15 protein-coding genes and 1 tRNA gene are annotated in these 16175 nt (G+C 52.9%); 11 read left to right on the top strand and 5 right to left on the bottom strand.

Features of this window, described 5'->3' with window-relative positions:
- Nucleotides 1–96 precede the first annotated feature (96 nt).
- Nucleotides 97–537, bottom strand: a complete 441-nt coding sequence (locus tag ACRCWW_RS09335; RefSeq protein WP_438682166.1) for a hypothetical protein — start codon at nucleotides 535–537, stop codon at nucleotides 97–99.
- 515 nt (nucleotides 538–1052) lie between these two features.
- Between ACRCWW_RS09335 and ACRCWW_RS09330 the strand changes: the two genes are divergently transcribed.
- Nucleotides 1053–1784 (top strand): winged helix-turn-helix domain-containing protein, encoded by a 732-nt coding sequence (locus ACRCWW_RS09330; protein ID WP_438682165.1) that lies wholly within the window; start codon nucleotides 1053–1055, stop codon nucleotides 1782–1784.
- The gene (locus tag ACRCWW_RS09325) at nucleotides 1777–2253 is read left to right on the top strand and encodes a hypothetical protein (protein WP_438682164.1); all 477 of its coding nucleotides are present in this window, start codon (nucleotides 1777–1779) and stop codon (nucleotides 2251–2253) included. Before ACRCWW_RS09330 ends, ACRCWW_RS09325 begins: the two co-directional genes overlap by 8 nt.
- Nucleotides 2254–2348: 95 nt before the next feature.
- Here ACRCWW_RS09325 and groL read toward each other — a convergent pair whose 3' ends face one another.
- Both groL and ACRCWW_RS09315 read right to left on the bottom strand, forming a co-directional pair.
- The gene (groL, locus tag ACRCWW_RS09320) at nucleotides 2349–3992 is read right to left on the bottom strand and encodes a chaperonin GroEL (RefSeq protein ID WP_404659323.1); all 1644 of its coding nucleotides are present in this window, start codon (nucleotides 3990–3992) and stop codon (nucleotides 2349–2351) included.
- A 30-nt stretch (nucleotides 3993–4022) separates the two neighbouring features.
- On the bottom strand, nucleotides 4023–4316 hold the full coding sequence (locus ACRCWW_RS09315; protein ID WP_013367964.1) for a co-chaperone GroES: 294 nt from the start codon (nucleotides 4314–4316) through the stop codon (nucleotides 4023–4025).
- Between the two features lie 208 nt (nucleotides 4317–4524).
- On the opposite strand from ACRCWW_RS09315, the gene yjeH reads away from it, so the two are divergent.
- Nucleotides 4525–5763 (top strand): L-methionine/branched-chain amino acid transporter, encoded by a 1239-nt coding sequence (gene yjeH / locus ACRCWW_RS09310; protein WP_438682163.1) that lies wholly within the window; start codon nucleotides 4525–4527, stop codon nucleotides 5761–5763.
- Between the two features lie 66 nt (nucleotides 5764–5829).
- Here yjeH and ACRCWW_RS09305 read toward each other — a convergent pair whose 3' ends face one another.
- Complete coding sequence (locus ACRCWW_RS09305; RefSeq protein WP_438682162.1) at nucleotides 5830–6300, bottom strand: FxsA family protein; 471 nt, start codon at nucleotides 6298–6300, stop codon at nucleotides 5830–5832.
- A 337-nt stretch (nucleotides 6301–6637) separates the two neighbouring features.
- Here ACRCWW_RS09305 and aspA point away from each other — a divergent pair, with 337 nt between their 5' ends.
- The 8 genes from aspA to ACRCWW_RS09265 all read left to right on the top strand — a co-directional run bounded on the left by aspA (nucleotide 6638) and on the right by ACRCWW_RS09265 (nucleotide 14290).
- Complete coding sequence (gene aspA / locus ACRCWW_RS09300; protein WP_438682161.1) at nucleotides 6638–8074, top strand: aspartate ammonia-lyase; 1437 nt, start codon at nucleotides 6638–6640, stop codon at nucleotides 8072–8074.
- Between the two features lie 116 nt (nucleotides 8075–8190).
- On the top strand, nucleotides 8191–9492 hold the full coding sequence (locus ACRCWW_RS09295; protein WP_438682160.1) for an anaerobic C4-dicarboxylate transporter: 1302 nt from the start codon (nucleotides 8191–8193) through the stop codon (nucleotides 9490–9492).
- A 112-nt stretch (nucleotides 9493–9604) separates the two neighbouring features.
- Nucleotides 9605–9928 (top strand): divalent cation tolerance protein CutA, encoded by a 324-nt coding sequence (cutA, locus tag ACRCWW_RS09290; RefSeq protein ID WP_404659316.1) that lies wholly within the window; start codon nucleotides 9605–9607, stop codon nucleotides 9926–9928.
- On the top strand, nucleotides 9904–11631 hold the full coding sequence (locus tag ACRCWW_RS09285; protein ID WP_438682159.1) for a protein-disulfide reductase DsbD: 1728 nt from the start codon (nucleotides 9904–9906) through the stop codon (nucleotides 11629–11631). The genes cutA and ACRCWW_RS09285 overlap by 25 nt, the downstream gene beginning before the upstream one ends.
- A gap of 36 nt (nucleotides 11632–11667) precedes the next feature.
- The gene (locus ACRCWW_RS09280; RefSeq protein ID WP_438682158.1) at nucleotides 11668–12243 is read left to right on the top strand and encodes a transcriptional regulator; all 576 of its coding nucleotides are present in this window, start codon (nucleotides 11668–11670) and stop codon (nucleotides 12241–12243) included.
- Between the two features lie 114 nt (nucleotides 12244–12357).
- A tRNA-Phe gene (locus ACRCWW_RS09275) sits at nucleotides 12358–12433 on the top strand.
- Between the two features lie 163 nt (nucleotides 12434–12596).
- Nucleotides 12597–13859, top strand: coding sequence for a tyrosine-type recombinase/integrase (locus ACRCWW_RS09270; protein ID WP_438682157.1), 1263 nt, complete (start codon nucleotides 12597–12599; stop codon nucleotides 13857–13859).
- Between the two features lie 128 nt (nucleotides 13860–13987).
- Nucleotides 13988–14290: a helix-turn-helix domain-containing protein gene (locus ACRCWW_RS09265; protein WP_438682156.1), complete on the top strand. Its 303-nt coding sequence runs from the start codon at nucleotides 13988–13990 to the stop codon at nucleotides 14288–14290.
- 29 nt (nucleotides 14291–14319) lie between these two features.
- Here ACRCWW_RS09265 and mobH read toward each other — a convergent pair whose 3' ends face one another.
- Nucleotides 14320–16170, bottom strand: a complete 1851-nt coding sequence (gene mobH, locus ACRCWW_RS09260) for a MobH family relaxase (RefSeq protein WP_438682155.1) — start codon at nucleotides 16168–16170, stop codon at nucleotides 14320–14322.
- Nucleotides 16171–16175 lie beyond the last annotated feature (5 nt).

The raw sequence follows: 16175 nt of genomic DNA, 5'->3' as shown, positions 1-16175 counted from the left end.
GTTTTCATAGTTCCATTACTCTTATATTCATTAATACAGATAGCGAAGAGCCGCTCCCTGAAGCGGCATCTGCAAAAAATAAGATGGCAGCCGAAATTAAATTCTGGCGAGGACTTTCATTTTCTCTTTTACAATCTGGAAGCTGGTGTAATGCACTTTCGAACACAGCGTGTCGAGTTTCATATCCAGCTGCATGGTATAAACTTCTTTGGCTTCACGGCCCATAATATTTTGATTGATATTCAGGAAGCGATAACCATCACCAATTTTAGAATAATCGGTGGAATAGTTTTTATAGGTATCGAGGTTGGTACCTTTAATGAAATTAAACTGATCGATACATTGGTTATTAGTTGAAGCGATAACAATGCCGTCGAAAAAAGGTGAGGTCCGGGTAACGTAAGAGCCTCGGGCACTGGCGCTACTTTTGCCAGACTGCGCGGTGGCTGTACTTTTGCTTTTAGGTGCAGTGAGCGAACACGCCGACAGCAGGAAAACACAGGATACGCCTACAAGTAACGCGTTAAAAACCTTCATAGTGGTCCTTCCCCTTATCATTAGAATAGAATCCTCCTGCCGTCATACCGTGGGTCTCTGCTGACGAAGAGCAGCCAACGTGCGGTACTGGCTCAGGAACAACTATTCTGGGAATCAGACAGCTATTTTGGAACTTTATATCACAACACGATTCAAAAACAGAACAACACACCACCAATACAAATAAACACACTACCAGAGAACAATAAGTGTGAATTCAGCAAATCTATATGCCAGACTGCATTGTTAAATTTATGGAAAATATAAATACCCCTTCAGCGAGAGTACAATGCGTAACTTTATTTGTATTGACAAAGTATCTTGCGATGCGAATATATAAAAAATAATTTATACCAATACCTCGCGTGGAATAAAACACCATCTGAAAGTCACCTTTCTGTCAGTGGAAAACAAACGCCCACAATAATAAGAGGCGATGACTGACTAGCCTGTTTCTCTGACAGCAAAAGATTGCCAGTACACTCTCTACCAAAATATTCGCACAGGACTTTGCCATGACATTTATTATAGACAAGGACATCTATTTCAGACCTGATGACGGCGCAATTTGGCGATGTGGTTCAGAACAGGAGACTAAGTATTTAACCCCGGCTAACAGCCGATTGCTAACATTTTTAATTGAACAACAGGGGCTGATACTCTCGCGCGACGAGATATTTATTGCCGTGTGGGATAAGCATGGGCTGCGATCGTCTAACCACACCCTGAATCAATATATATCCTATCTCAGGAAAACCTTTGCCGACTTTGGTCTGACAACACCGCTCATCAAGACTATCCCCAAAACCGGCTTTATTTTCAGCGGCGATATTGCGGTAACGGTGGATAGCATTGAGACCCCACGCCAGAAGGAAATCCCGGCACTCGTTGCCTCACAGCGTCGCTGGCTTCTGCCAGGGATGGGACTCCTGGTCTGCGGCCTCGCTCTTTTTCTGCTGCTGAAAAAAAGCGGAACAGGGGATTTTCAGACAGATTACCGGAAAGTGACACAGCGCTATCAGCGCTGCCAGGTGATCCATTTTCGCACCAGTGGCGCCACCACCACGGCCCCTCTCTCCACCATGGCTCAGTTGATTGAAGCCATGGGCATCGACTGCCGCCAGGAAGCATGGGTGATCCTCCAGGATCCTGGCATGCTTTCCGATAAGCGCTTTGCGGCGGTCTGCCGCACTGAAAACGAGAGCCATGGCTTCTCCACCTGCCAGAGCCACTACCAGTATGACTAATCTGATGAAATCACTTCTGGCGACCGTAGTGCTGGCCGTCCTGGCTTCGGCTGGCGTGTGGGTGCTGGATGCGCATCGCGGTATTGAGTTCTCCTGTCGCGATAGCTTTGTCTATGAAGGAAGCAACCAGCCGCTGCGCATTACCGGCAATATCGCCTTTCATTTCAGCCCGGATCTGAGCGGATACGCCAGCGTTTCAGGGGGCGTAGACTGGCAGGGAAACCACTATGTTTTGTCGCGGGAGTCGCGTTTTCGCTACACCAGCGTCGGCAAAAACACCGTGCAAATCCACAGCGTACATTTCTATGCCGACCAGCGGGATAATCTTCCCGCGAACTTTACTCCGGATAAGCTAATGGAATCACTGTTTTTCCGCCCGCCGCCGGGAAGACTGGTGAGCATCAGACGAATAGCTAACGTCTGGCTCATTGGCAATATCAATTCCGGGGTCTTCGCCTGCCCGGATTAGCAGGCAAAAAAAAAGAACAGGTCTTACGACCTGTTCTTTTTTCGGGTTACCGGCAAACGCGCTGCCGGTGACGGGAGGATCGGGCTAAAGCCAGATTACATCATGCCGCCCATGCCACCCATTCCGCCCATGCCGGCCGCGCCTAAATCAGGAGCGTCGCCTTTTGGCAGGTCGGTAACCATGCATTCGGTGGTGATCATCAGACCAGCAACAGAAGCGGCGTACTGCAGCGCAGAACGGGTTACTTTGGTTGGATCCAGGATACCCATGTCGATCATGTTGCCGTACTCTTCGGTCGCCGCGTTGTAACCGTAGTTACCGTCGCCCGCTTTCACGGTGTTCGCCACAACAGATGGCTCTTCACCGCAGTTCAGTACGATCTGACGCAGTGGAGCTTCCATCGCGCGCAGCGCAACTTTGATACCCACGTTCTGGTCTTCGTTCACGCCACGCAGTTCGCCGAGCTTAGACGCTACGCGAATCAGTGCAACGCCACCACCCGCAACCACGCCTTCTTCTACCGCAGCACGAGTCGCGTGCAGGGCATCTTCAACGCGAGCTTTCTTCTCTTTCATTTCAACTTCAGTGGCCGCGCCAACTTTGATAACGGCTACGCCGCCAGCCAGTTTCGCTACGCGCTCCTGCAGTTTTTCACGATCGTAGTCAGACGTTGCTTCTTCGATCTGCTGGCGAATCTGAGTCACACGACCCTGAATTGCCGCTTCTTCACCCACGCCATCGATGATGGTGGTGGTGTCTTTGTTGATAACAACGCGTTTAGCCTGACCCAGGTCTTCCAGCGTCGCTTTTTCCAGCTCCATACCGATCTCTTCAGAGATAACGGTACCGCCAGTCAGGGTTGCGATGTCCTGCAGCATCGCTTTACGACGGTCGCCGAAACCTGGTGCTTTAACAGCAGCCACTTTCACGATACCGCGCATGGTGTTCACCACCAGAGTGGCCAGCGCTTCGCCTTCAACGTCTTCTGCAATGATAACCAGTGGCTTGCCTGCTTTCGCTACGGCTTCCAGCACTGGCAGCATTTCACGGATGTTGGAGACTTTTTTGTCTGCCAGCAGGATGAATGGGCTTTCCAGCTCAACAGCGCCCGTTTCTGGCTTGTTGATGAAGTATGGGGACAGGTAACCGCGGTCGAACTGCATACCTTCAACCACGTCCAGTTCGTCCTGCAGACCGGTACCGTCTTCAACGGTGATCACGCCTTCTTTACCCACTTTATCCATCGCTTCAGCGATCAGGGTACCAACAGTTTCGTCGGAGTTAGCGGAGATAGTACCAACCTGTGCGATAGCTTTAGAGTCAGAGCACGGTACAGACAGGGTTTTCAGTTCTTCAACGGCAGCAGCGACAGCTTTGTCGATACCACGTTTCAGATCCATCGGGTTCATGCCCGCAGCAACAGCTTTCAGGCCTTCAGTGATGATAGCCTGCGCCAGTACGGTTGCGGTGGTGGTGCCGTCGCCTGCCGCGTCGTTCGCTTTAGAGGCCACTTCTTTCACCATCTGCGCGCCCATGTTTTCGAACTTGTCTTCCAGTTCGATTTCACGTGCTACGGAAACACCGTCTTTGGTGATGGTCGGTGCACCGAAAGATTTATCCAGAACCACGTTACGGCCTTTCGGGCCCAGGGTCACTTTCACTGCATCTGCCAGTACGTTTACGCCGCGGAGCATTTTCACACGAGCGTCGTTACCGAATTTTACGTCTTTAGCTGCCATTGTTCTTTTCCCTTAAATTCGTTTCGTGGATTAGGCTTCAACAATTGCCAGGATGTCGCTTTCGGACATGATCAGCACTTCTTCGTTGTCGATTTTCTCGGACTTCACGCCGTAGCCATCGTTAAAGATAACGATATCGCCCACTTTCACGTCCAGCGGCTGCACGGTTCCGTTTTCCAGAATGCGGCCTTTACCGACAGCGATGATTTCGCCACGAGTTGATTTGCCAGCAGCAGAACCGGTCAGCACGATGCCGCCAGCAGATTTGGATTCAACTTCTTTACGTTTGACGATCACACGATCATGTAACGGACGAATACTCATTGATAGCTCTCCTTTGAGAAAGTCTTTATCAGTTATGGGTGACGCCGGGCCGCAGTCGGTTTTCCGGCTAGTGACCTGAGAGATGGGGATGGCAGACAAGGCCTTCAAGGGGCAAAATCAAAAAAAATTTAGAAACGGACTTCTGTCACGAAACACAGCTCGGCTCAAAAATGCCAGGATGCAGACATTCATCTAAGAGGTTGAAGTAATGAGTGGTTTAAAACAAGAACTGGGGCTGGCACAGGGCGTGGGATTACTTTCCACCTCTTTGCTGGGAACAGGGGTTTTTGCTGTACCCGCGCTGGGCGCGTTAGTGGCGGGGGACAACAGCCTGTGGGCCTGGCCTGCACTGATTCTGCTGGCATTTCCAATCGCTATCGTTTTCGCGCTGCTGGGGCGCCATTTCCCAAGCGCAGGCGGTGTCGCGCATTTCGTCGGTATGGCGTTTGGCCCTCGGCTGGAGCGTGTCACAGGCTGGCTTTTTCTCTCAGTGATCCCCGTCGGGCTGCCCGCGGCTCTGCATATTGCCACCGGGTTCAGCCAGGCGCTTTTTGGCTGGCACGATGAGCAACTTCTTCTGGCGGAACTGGGCACGCTGGGCATTGTCTGGTGGGTCGGATCGCGCGGCGCCAGCACCAGCGCCAATCTGCAAACGCTGGTTGCAGTGTTAATCGTCATTCTGATTGCGGCCCTTTGGTGGGCGGGTGATATCACGCTTTCCGCCATTCCCTTTCCGCCCGTGACTGACGTCAATCCATCACAGCTTTTCGCCGCACTCTCGGTCATGTTCTGGTGTTTCGTCGGACTGGAGGCTTTTGCTCATATGGCGTCCGAATTCAAACAACCTGAACGTGATTTCCCGCGCGCCTTAATGATCGGTTTGCTGCTGGCTGGAGCGGTTTATTGGGCCTGCACGGTTTTGGTTCTGCACTTCCATGCTTTTGGCGCAGAAAAAGCCGCCGCCGCTTCACTCCCGGAAATTGTCGTCACGTTGTTTGGCGTGAAGGCCCTCTGGGTTGCAAGCGTGGTCGGATTCCTGGCGTGCTTCGCGAGTCTTAACATCTATATTCAGAGCTTTGCGCGTCTGGTGTGGTCGCAGGCGCAGTATCGCCCGGACAGTCGCCTGGCGCAGTTATCACCCCGCCGAATCCCCCTCAATGCGCTTAACGCGGTGCTGGGCTGCTGTGTGCTGAGCACGCTCTGCATCTATATGCTGGATATCAATCTCGAAGCATTGATCGTCTATGCCAATGGCATTTTCATCATGATTTATCTGCTGTGCATGCTGGCAGGGTGTCGATTGTTGAAGGGGCGATTCAGAGTGCTTGCGGCTGTTGGCGGGATATTGTGCCTGCTGTTACTGGCGATGGTGGGTGTGAAAAGCCTTTATGCCATTGTGATGCTGGCGGCGCTGTGGCTATTTTTACCTAAACGCAGTGTGGTTTGAGTGCCGGATGGCGCTTCGCTTATCCGGCCTACAAAACCAGAGCGACTGCGCCATACGGAAACACAATCAGCGATCGTCTTTGTTTTCCAGACGATCGCGCTGTTCGTCTTTACGCTGATATTCCCCGTCAAACGTCTCGCCACCGCCCGTTCCGGCACTGAAACCGCCGCCCGGCATACGGGAAAAACGCAGGTGAGGCATCAGTTTAAGCGTCAGGTGTTTTTGCACCGGCGGCAACAACAGCAACAGGCCAAGGAAATCGGTAAAGAAGCCCGGGATAACCAGCAGCAGACCAGAAATGATCAGCGACACGCTTTTAATCATCTCGGCCGCCGGGCTTTCGCCCGCCTGCATTTTTTGCTGCATCAGCAGAAAGTTTTTAAAGCCCTGGTTGCGGATCAGCGACATGCCGATGACCGAGGTGAAAATCACCAGAATCAGGGTCAGGAACACGCCTAAAACATGAGCGACCTGGATGAAAATCGAGATCTCAATGTAGACGTATAAGAAAAAGGCAATAAAAGGTATCCAGCGCACTGGCTTCTCCTGTTGGACAACCGCCGCTCCCGGCAACGGTCTGAATGAGTTTGCGAATCGCGTTTTCAGGAGATGGAGGCAAAACCGCCCTTTTCAATCCATCCGAGGAATCATTTTTTTCCCCACTATTTTTGCGGTGATTCATTTCACAGATTAATAAATCTGATACGGATCGGCACATAATAAGTGATCCAGATTACGGCAATTCGCTATTATCAGCATATGATCATGGGCACCGGGCCGATTAAGGAAATAATCGTCGGTCAGAAAACACACATGACCCCACTCATCCTGTGTGTACGGTGAATTCATTGGCAGATTAATCAAGAAGGTTCACATGTTAAACAACATTCGTATCGAAGAAGACTTGTTGGGTACCAGGGAAGTTCCAGCGGACGCTTACTATGGTGTCCACACTCTGAGAGCGATTGAAAACTTCTACATCAGCAACAGCAAAATCAGCGACATCCCGGAATTTGTCCGCGGGATGGTGATGGTGAAGAAGGCCGCCGCGCTGGCGAATAAAGAGCTGCACACCATTCCCAAAGGTGTCGCCAATGCCATTATTGCCGCATGTGATGAAGTCCTGAATAACGGCAAATGCATGGATCAGTTCCCGGTTGACGTCTATCAGGGCGGCGCGGGTACGTCCGTCAACATGAACACCAACGAAGTGCTTGCCAACATTGGCCTTGAGCTGATGGGCCACCAAAAAGGCGAGTACCAGTACCTTAATCCGAACGACCACGTGAACAAGTGCCAGTCGACCAACGATGCCTACCCAACCGGTTTCCGCATCGCGGTCTATGCTTCCGTGGTGAAATTAATGGACGCTATTAACCAGTTAGGCGATGGCTTCCAGCGTAAATCCGTCGAGTTCCAGGACATTCTGAAAATGGGCCGTACCCAGCTGCAGGATGCCGTACCGATGACCCTCGGTCAGGAATTCCACGCGTTTAACGTGCTGCTGAATGAAGAAACCAAAAACCTGCTGCGCACCGCGGAGCTGCTGCTGGAAGTAAACCTTGGCGCAACCGCCATCGGCACACGCCTGAACACACCAGACGGCTATCAGCAGTTGGCAGTGCAGAAACTGGCAGAAGTTTCAAACCTGCCCGTTGTGCCAGCGGAAGACCTGATTGAAGCAACGTCTGACTGCGGCGCGTACGTCATGGTGCACAGCGCCCTGAAACGCCTGGCGGTGAAACTCTCCAAGATCTGTAACGACCTGCGCCTGCTCTCTTCCGGCCCGCGCGCGGGTCTGAACGAAATCAACCTGCCAGAACTGCAGGCGGGCTCGTCCATCATGCCAGCCAAAGTGAACCCGGTTGTGCCAGAAGTCGTGAACCAGGTGTGCTTTAAAGTGATTGGCAACGACACCACGGTCACCATGGCCTCTGAAGCCGGTCAGCTGCAGCTGAACGTGATGGAGCCAGTGATTGGTCAGGCGATGTTTGAATCCATCCACATCCTCACCAACGCCTGCTACAACCTGCTGGAAAAATGCGTTAACGGCATTACCGCCAACAAAGCAGTGTGCGAAAGCTACGTTTATAACTCCATCGGGATCGTCACCTATCTCAACCCGTACATTGGTCACCACAATGGCGACATCGTCGGGAAAATCTGTGCCGAAACGGGTAAAAGCGTGCGCGAAGTGGTCCTCGAGCGCGGTCTGTTAACTGAAGCTGAGCTGGACGATATCTTCTCCGCCCAGAACCTGATGCACCCGGCTTATAAAGCGAAACGCTTTACCGATGAAAACGAACAGTAATCTTTCGGGTTAAAATCAAAAAAGGCACGTCCACGGTGGCGTGCCTTTTTTGCTTATAGTGAATATCAAAATAATAACATTCACATATCCAACATCTAACAATCAAGGAAGCGGTTATGATAGTCATTGAACTGATCATCGTTTTGGCGGCGATTTTTCTTGGTGCCAGACTAGGGGGCATCGGTATCGGTTATGCGGGTGGTCTTGGTGTTCTGGTCCTCGCCGCGATTGGCGTGGAGCCAGGTAAGATCCCGTTTGACGTTATCTCCATCATCATGGCGGTGATTGCAGCCATCTCAGCTATGCAAATTGCTGGCGGCCTGGATTACCTTGTGAATCAGACGGAAAAACTGCTGCGCCGAAATCCAAAATACATCACGATTCTGGCCCCCATTGTCACCTATTTCCTGACCATTTTTGCCGGCACCGGCAACATCTCACTGGCCACATTGCCGGTCATTGCCGAAGTGGCAAAAGAGCAGGGTGTGAAACCTTGCCGTCCACTCTCAACGGCCGTTGTCTCCGCGCAGATTGCCATTACCGCTTCCCCCATTTCTGCCGCCGTGGTGTACATGTCGTCGGTGATGGAAGGCCATGGCGTTAGCTATATTCATTTGCTGTCGGTCGTTATTCCTTCGACCCTGATGGCGGTGCTGCTGATGTCGTTCCTCGTGACCCTGCTCTTTAATTCCAAACTTTCTGACGATCCGGTTTACCTCAAGCGTCTGGAAGAAGGGCTTGTTGAGCTGCGCGGCGAACGCAAAATGGAGATTAAACCAAAGGCGAAATTGTCGGTGCTGCTGTTCCTGGTGGGCGTGCTTTGCGTGGTCGCTTATGCCATCGTCAACAGCCCAAGCCTTGGCCTGGTGGCAAAACCGCTGATGAACACCACCAACGCCATTTTGATCATCATGCTGAGCGTGGCCACCCTGACCACGGTTATCTGTAAAGTCGAAACCGACAGCATCCTCAACTCAAGCACCTTTAAAGCCGGTATGAGCGCCTGTATCTGTATCCTGGGCGTTGCCTGGCTCGGTGACACCTTCGTTTCGCACAACATCGACTGGATCAAAGAGACAGCGGGCAGTGTGATTCAGGGCCATCCCTGGCTGCTGGCGGTAATCTTCTTCTTCGCCTCAGCGCTGCTCTATTCTCAGGCAGCAACGGCAAAAGCGCTGATGCCAATGGCGCTGGCATTGAACGTCTCGCCATTGACCGCAGTGGCCTCGTTTGCCGCGGTGTCCGGGTTGTTTATTTTGCCAACCTATCCGACCCTCGTCGCAGCAGTACAGATGGATGACACCGGCACCACACGCATTGGTCGCTTTGTCTTCAACCATCCGTTCTTTATCCCGGGCACGATGGGCGTCATCTTCTCCGTCTGCTTTGGCTTCCTGCTGGGCAGCTTTATCCTCTGATTTTCGTCGAGAGTAAAAATAGTTAAAGTCGGGCCGCTTAGCGGCCCGACTCATTCATCCTTCCCCCCTGCGTCGTGCTATAGTGCCTTTTTTCGCCGATACGAGGTTGAAGATGACCCTGCCCACCGCAGTCGTTGTACTCTGTACCGCCCCGGATGAAGCCACCGCTCAGGATCTCGCCGCCAAAGTGCTGGCCGAGAAGCTCGCGGCCTGTGTGACGCTGTTGCCTGGCGCCACTTCGCTTTACTACTGGGAAGGCAAGCTGGAACAGGAATATGAAGTCCAGATGCTGCTGAAAACCGATACAGCGCATCAGCAAGCACTGCTGGATTGCCTGAAGTCTCATCACCCGTATCAGACCCCGGAACTGCTGGTTTTACCCGTTTCCCACGGAGACAACGAATACCTCTCATGGCTCAACGCATCCTTACGCTGATCCTGCTGCTGTGCAGCACTTCAGCCTTCGCCGGGTTATTCGACGCGCCCGGCCGCTCGAATTTCATTTCTGCCGATCAGGCCTTCGCCTTCGATTTTCAGCAAAACGCGCACGATGTGACGCTGAGCTGGCAGATTAAAGATGGCTATTACCTTTATCGCAAACAGGTCTCCGTCACGCCTTCTCAGACCTCAATTTCGCCAATGCAGCTCCCAAAGGGCGAGTGGCATGAAGATGAATTCTTTGGCAAAAGTGAAATTTATCGCCAGCGGCTGACTGTACCGCTCACGGTGGCTGAAGCCAGCAAAGGTGCCACGCTGACGGTGACGTACCAGGGCTGCGCCGAAGCGGGTTTTTGTTATCCGCCAGAAACCAAAGTGGTGCCGTTGAGTGCGGTGTCTGCTACCACTACAGCTCAAACAGAAAGCACCGCCGTTCTCCCTCGCCCCTCCGGGGAGAGGGTTGGGGTGAGGGGCGAGGACACCTCAACTGAACTCCCCTTCTCTGCCCTGTGGGCATTGCTGATTGGCATTGGCATCGCATTCACGCCTTGCGTTCTGCCCATGTATCCGCTGATCTCCGGCATCGTGTTAGGGGGCAAACAGCGCCTTTCCACCGCACGCGCGCTTCTGCTGGCCTTCCTCTATGTTCAGGGAATGGCGCTAACCTATACCGCACTAGGGCTGGTTGTGGCGGCGGCCGGGTTGCAGTTCCAGGCCGCGCTTCAGCATCCTTATGTGCTGATCGGACTGTCTGCTGTATTCATCCTGCTGGCGCTGTCGATGTTTGGCCTGTTCACGTTGCAGCTGCCGTCCTCAGTGCAAACCCGTCTGACGTTAATGAGCAACAGCCAAAAGGGAGGCTCGGCGGGTGGCGTGTTTGCGATGGGTGCCATTGCCGGGCTGATTTGCTCGCCGTGTACCACTGCACCTTTGAGCGCGATCCTGCTTTACATCGCGCAAAGCGGGAACCTCTGGCTGGGCGGCGGAACGCTGTATCTCTACGCCCTGGGCATGGGCATTCCGCTGATTCTGGTCACCGTCTTTGGCAATCGCCTGCTGCCGAAAAGTGGGCCGTGGATGGCACAGGTTAAAATCGCTTTTGGATTTATTATCCTTGCCCTGCCGGTCTTTTTGCTCGAACGTATTCTGGGTGATATGTGGGGGTTGCGGTTGTGGTCGCTGCTCGGCGTTGCCTTTTTTGGCTGGGCGTTCATCACCAGCCTGACGGCAGGCAAGCCGTGGATGCGAATTGTGCAGATTGCCCTGCTCGCTGCCGCATTGGTCAGTGCTCGTCCGTTGCAGGACTGGGCATTTGGCGCACCGGCAGCTCAGCAGCAAGCACACCTGAATTTCACCAAAATCGCGAATGTGGAAGCCCTCAACGAGGCGCTGGCGCAAGCAAAGGGCAAACCAGTGATGCTCGATCTTTACGCCGACTGGTGTGTGGCCTGTAAAGAGTTCGAGAAATACACCTTTAGCGATCCGCAGGTGCAGCAAGCGCTGAAAAACACCGTTTTGCTGCAAGCGGACGTGACCCACAACACAGCGCAGGATGCCGCCCTGCTGAAACAGTTGCAGGTTCCGGGTCTACCGACCATTCTGTTTTTTGATGCCGCAGGAAATGAAATCCCTGCCATGCGGGTTGCCGGGTTTATGGATGCCAGTGCGTTTCACGCGCATTTGCAGAAACTGGCCCGATAAACGACACTTTTAAAGGGATAAACGGAGGAGAAAGCCGTGCAACGCGAAGACGTACTGGGACAAGCCCTGCAATTACTTGAGATCAAAGGGATTGCCGACACAACGCTGGAAATGGTGGCCGAAAAGGTCGACGCTCCGCTCGAGTCTCTGAAGCGTTTCTGGCCCGACAAAGAAGCGCTGCTGTATGACGTGCTGCGTTTCCTCAGCCAACAGGTTGATATCTGGCGTCGGCAGCTGATGCTCAACGAAGAACTGAGCAGCGAGCAAAAGCTGCTGGCCCGCTATAGCGCCCTGACCGAATGTGTCAGCAATGGCCGCTATCCGGGTTGCCTGTTTATCGCCGCCTGCACGTTTTACCCCGATCCAGAGCATCCGATTCACCAACTGGCCGATTTGCAAAAACGCGCCGCTCACGAGTTCACGCACGAGCTGCTGACAAAACTGGAAGTGGACGACCCAACCATGGTCGCAAAGCAAATGGAACTGGTGCTGGAAGGCTGCCTGAGCCGCCTGCTGGTCAAACGCAGCCAACAGGATGTCGACACCGCTCAGCGTCTGGCAGAAGATATTTTGCGTTTTGCACAGTGCCGTTCCGGCGGTGCGCTGACTTAAGACGCCGGGAGTTGCAGGGAAATTACGCAGATTGTCGCAAAGTTAAGCAAACAATCGTTTTTTCCCGAATTTGAGTTGACGGGCTGCACTGATTAAGGTTTAATGCGCCCCGTTGCCCGGATAGCTCAGTCGGTAGAGCAGGGGATTGAAAATCCCCGTGTCCTTGGTTCGATTCCGAGTCCGGGCACCAAAATTCTGTTTTTATGCTTCCTTATGAGTCCCTATATGTAGTGGGTTCAATAAGTTAGGATAATTAATCTTTCCTGGCGGATATCTATTTATCCGTTCAAGTCCGGAAAGTTTGGTGGTCGAATCGGCGGTCAGTCCAGTTCGACAAATGGAGCGACCACCAAATGCCTTTGACAGACAAACAAATCCGCAGTGCCAAACCTTCTGATAAATCCTGGAAACTTGCAGATTCCCTGGGTCTCTATCTACTGATTAATCCCAACGGAAACCGCACCTGGTATCTCAAATACCGCTTCCTCGGAAAAGAAACCCGCATCTCTTTTGGTGCCTACCCCGATACCTCTCTTTCTGATGCAAGAGATAAACGGGATGAAGCCCGAAAACTTATCAAGAGCGGTATCAATCCCTCAAAGCATCGCCAGTCACAAATCACCAGTACCGATAACGCAGTCACCTTCAGACAGGTGGCGGTAGCCTGGCACACCTACAACCTGAGTCGCTGGTCTGAGGGTCATGCCGGTAAAATACTGACCTGTCTGGAACGCTATACCTTCCCGACACTGGGCCCGATGGCGATTGATGAAATTGACACCCTGCATCTGGCACAGCTTATTCAGTTCATTGATGGTAAGGGTGTGCATGATGTCGCCGGGCGTGTGCGTCAGTACCTGAGCAATATCATGCAGCATGCCAGACAGAACGGGCTGATTAAATACAACCCGGCGTCTGACCTGGGTGGCATCATCATGCCGGTTAAAGTTCAGCACCACCCTGCACTTTCGCTGCGGCAGTTGCCGGAGCTGCTGGAAAAAATATCTGTCTACAAAGGACGCGACATAACCCGACTGGCATTGCTGATTAACCTGCATGTTTTTCTGCGATCCAGTGAACTGCGTTATGCCCGGTGGAATGAATTCAATCTTAAAGCCCGCATCTGGACAATCCCGCCGGAGCGCAGCGCCGTTCCGGGTGTGAAATTCTCGGAACGGGGTTCAAAAATGAAGGATGAGCATCTGGTGCCGCTCTCACAACAGGCGGTGGAGCTGCTTATGCATCTCAAAGAGATTACAGGGGAAACGACTTTTGTTTTTCCAGGGGCATATTCTCTGGATAAGCCCATGAGCGAGAACACCATCAATAAGGCGCTTCGCGTTATTGGCTATGACACCAAAACGGAGATTTGCGGTCACGGTTTCAGAACGATGGCCTGCGTTGCGCTCAATGAGTCTCAGAAATGGTCAAAGGATACCATTGAGCATCAGATGAGCCATAAAGAACGTAACGGCGTGCGCGCAGCCTATATGCATACCGCTGAACATCTGGAAGCCAGAACAGAAATGATGCAATGGTGGTCGGATTATCTGGATGAGTGCCGCGAAGGCTATGTTGCCCCCTATATCTATGTGCGTCAGCACGGAAGCCGTTAATTCCCTCTGAAGCAGGTGTTCCGACACCTGCTTTTACAGTAACTGAGGCAGGTAAAATATAGCTTTTTATCTATATAGCGCTTAATCTGTTTTCCGCACAATCTGACAATCAAAGCCTGGGGAATATCATGGGAAGCACGCCCGAACAACTGATTGCAGCCGAAACGCCAGAGGCCGTTGAAGCAATCTCAGAGATTGCTGCTGATATGCGTTTTTGTATTCATCTCACTGAACTGCGTGAAGCAACCAACAAAACGCAGAATGACATTGCGCAGATTCTGAATGTCAGACAACCCACTATCGCTGCTATGGAAAGAAAGGGCCGGGATATCCGGCTTTCAACGCTGAAGCGTTATGTCGAAGCCACGGGCAGCAAACTGCAAATCACCGTCGAATTGCCCGATGGCTCCCGCCATACCCTGGCGGTGTAACCGCACCCTGCATTGTCTACCTCCCTTCATCAGGCCATGGGGTGACTCCCCTTCACGGACAGATAGGGGTTATCTTCCGGAACATCTTCTCCAAAAATCTCTTCTGGGGAGGCAAGAAGATAGCCCTCAACCCGCGATGTTTTACGCGGCCCCTTTACCTGGCAGGCGTGAATATTGATGTTATTCACCCCCCGGTAATGCAGTCTCAGCTTCTGAAAAGCTCTCTGCACCAGTTTCCATTCGTCGCCAGTGCTGCCCGTTGTGGACTGCACGTAAAGTTTGAAGATTTCCGGCGAGACCATAAACAGCATCCCGTCCACCATATGCACCCGTGCCAGCCGGTCGTTAATCAGAATCTTTCGGGTTTGCAGACCTTCCCGCAGCCAGTTAACAAAATTCAGCCCCGATACCGGGGCAGCAGATGGTTTACTTCTGATCGTTGCGGGAGGTGCAATATCATCTGCGGGCAGCACTGCTGAATCCACTTCCACCAGGCCTGCGCTGACCTCCGAAATGAATACCTCTTCTTCTGCGTGTGACCCCGGTGAAGGGTTGTTTGCTGGCCCAATGACATCTTCACCATCAGAGAATAATGACAGCGCCAGTTCACTCAGAGGATCACCTTCCGAACAGACATCAGCCTCCGGACTGGCCTGTACAGTTTGTTCAGCAGTATCCTCCTGCTGTGCAGATGTGACCAACTGCGGACTAACCAGGCCGTCAAATGCTGCCGGGCGATTATCCGAATCAGACCATATTCGCTCTGGCGATACCCGTAGCAGGGTCAGTGGCCTGCCTGGCGTCCAGCCGCTACTGGCCTCTATTTCACACGACCAGATGGCTTTCCCCTCTGGCGTGGGGACAATCAGCCCCAGTGACTGCATTTCATCAAACAACCGGACATTGCTGTCAGGCACGCCGGTAACGCCCTGTTGCAGCAACCATGCCCGTATATTATCAGCGGTGGTCTTACTGACCAGCCAGAGCGCGTCCCCGGTGAGCCAGCCATCTGAGCCGGAGTGCGGGTTATTCAGTTTGTAACGGGTATGCACCAGTTCCCGTAGTGCCATCAATACCTGCTTCGCCAGCGACGGTTGTGGATTGTTCAGCACGCTGCCGGCACTGGCCCCCATAAACTGTGCCACCGAGGCCCTGTCAGCTTCCTGCACCAGCTCACCCAGTACACCTGCCCGTTCATAGTGCCCGCTGATGCAGTACAAAAATGAGGCCAGCAGTTCCGGGTACTGCGCCAGCCAGTTCATCGCTGTATCGGGTAAAATGCGTGAAACCAGCAGAGAGCCTGCCACCGGGTGAAGATGATAATCCCGTGCTTTTCGGTACTTCAGTTGATAAGCATGTATGGGTGCCCCCTGCCACGGATGCCAGGCCTGGTTTCCATCGGTCACAACATCGATGTCCGCCACGATTTTTCCGGCATCGTGCAGCAACGCCGCATACAGCACCCCCGCAGTCCAGGCTTCTGCCTCACGCGCCTGATCTTCGGGTGCACCACCAGCAGGCAGCAGATGACGTTGCCGCAGTTTTGCCGCAAAGGCCATCACCTCAAGCGTATGATCAAGCAGACCGCCGGGATAGGCATGATGATGATATTCCGAAGCAGGGAAGTGTTGAGCCAGCACCGCAAAGCGTGCCACCGGCCCCTGGTACAGTTCGGAGAATAATTCAGCGGAAACGGATGTGCGCTGCCAGATTATCTTCAGCAGCTGCTGGCGCAACGGCGTGGCAAGCAGCTCATCCGCCCCCTGCGGAATAAACCATCCGGGTCTGCTAACCTCGCCTGTTTTAACCACTTCAGGTTCTGCTGGCCGGCTATCCGGTTTTTTGAGCCATTTCAGCTTTTCACGCAATCCTGTTTTCATGAGTG

Origin of the sequence: Scandinavium sp. (assembly GCF_051650185.1) — a bacterium.
Classification (GTDB): domain Bacteria; phylum Pseudomonadota; class Gammaproteobacteria; order Enterobacterales; family Enterobacteriaceae; genus Scandinavium.
The sequence above is the reverse complement of the archived record's forward strand: the minus strand, read 5'-3'. Positions and strand labels throughout refer to the sequence as shown.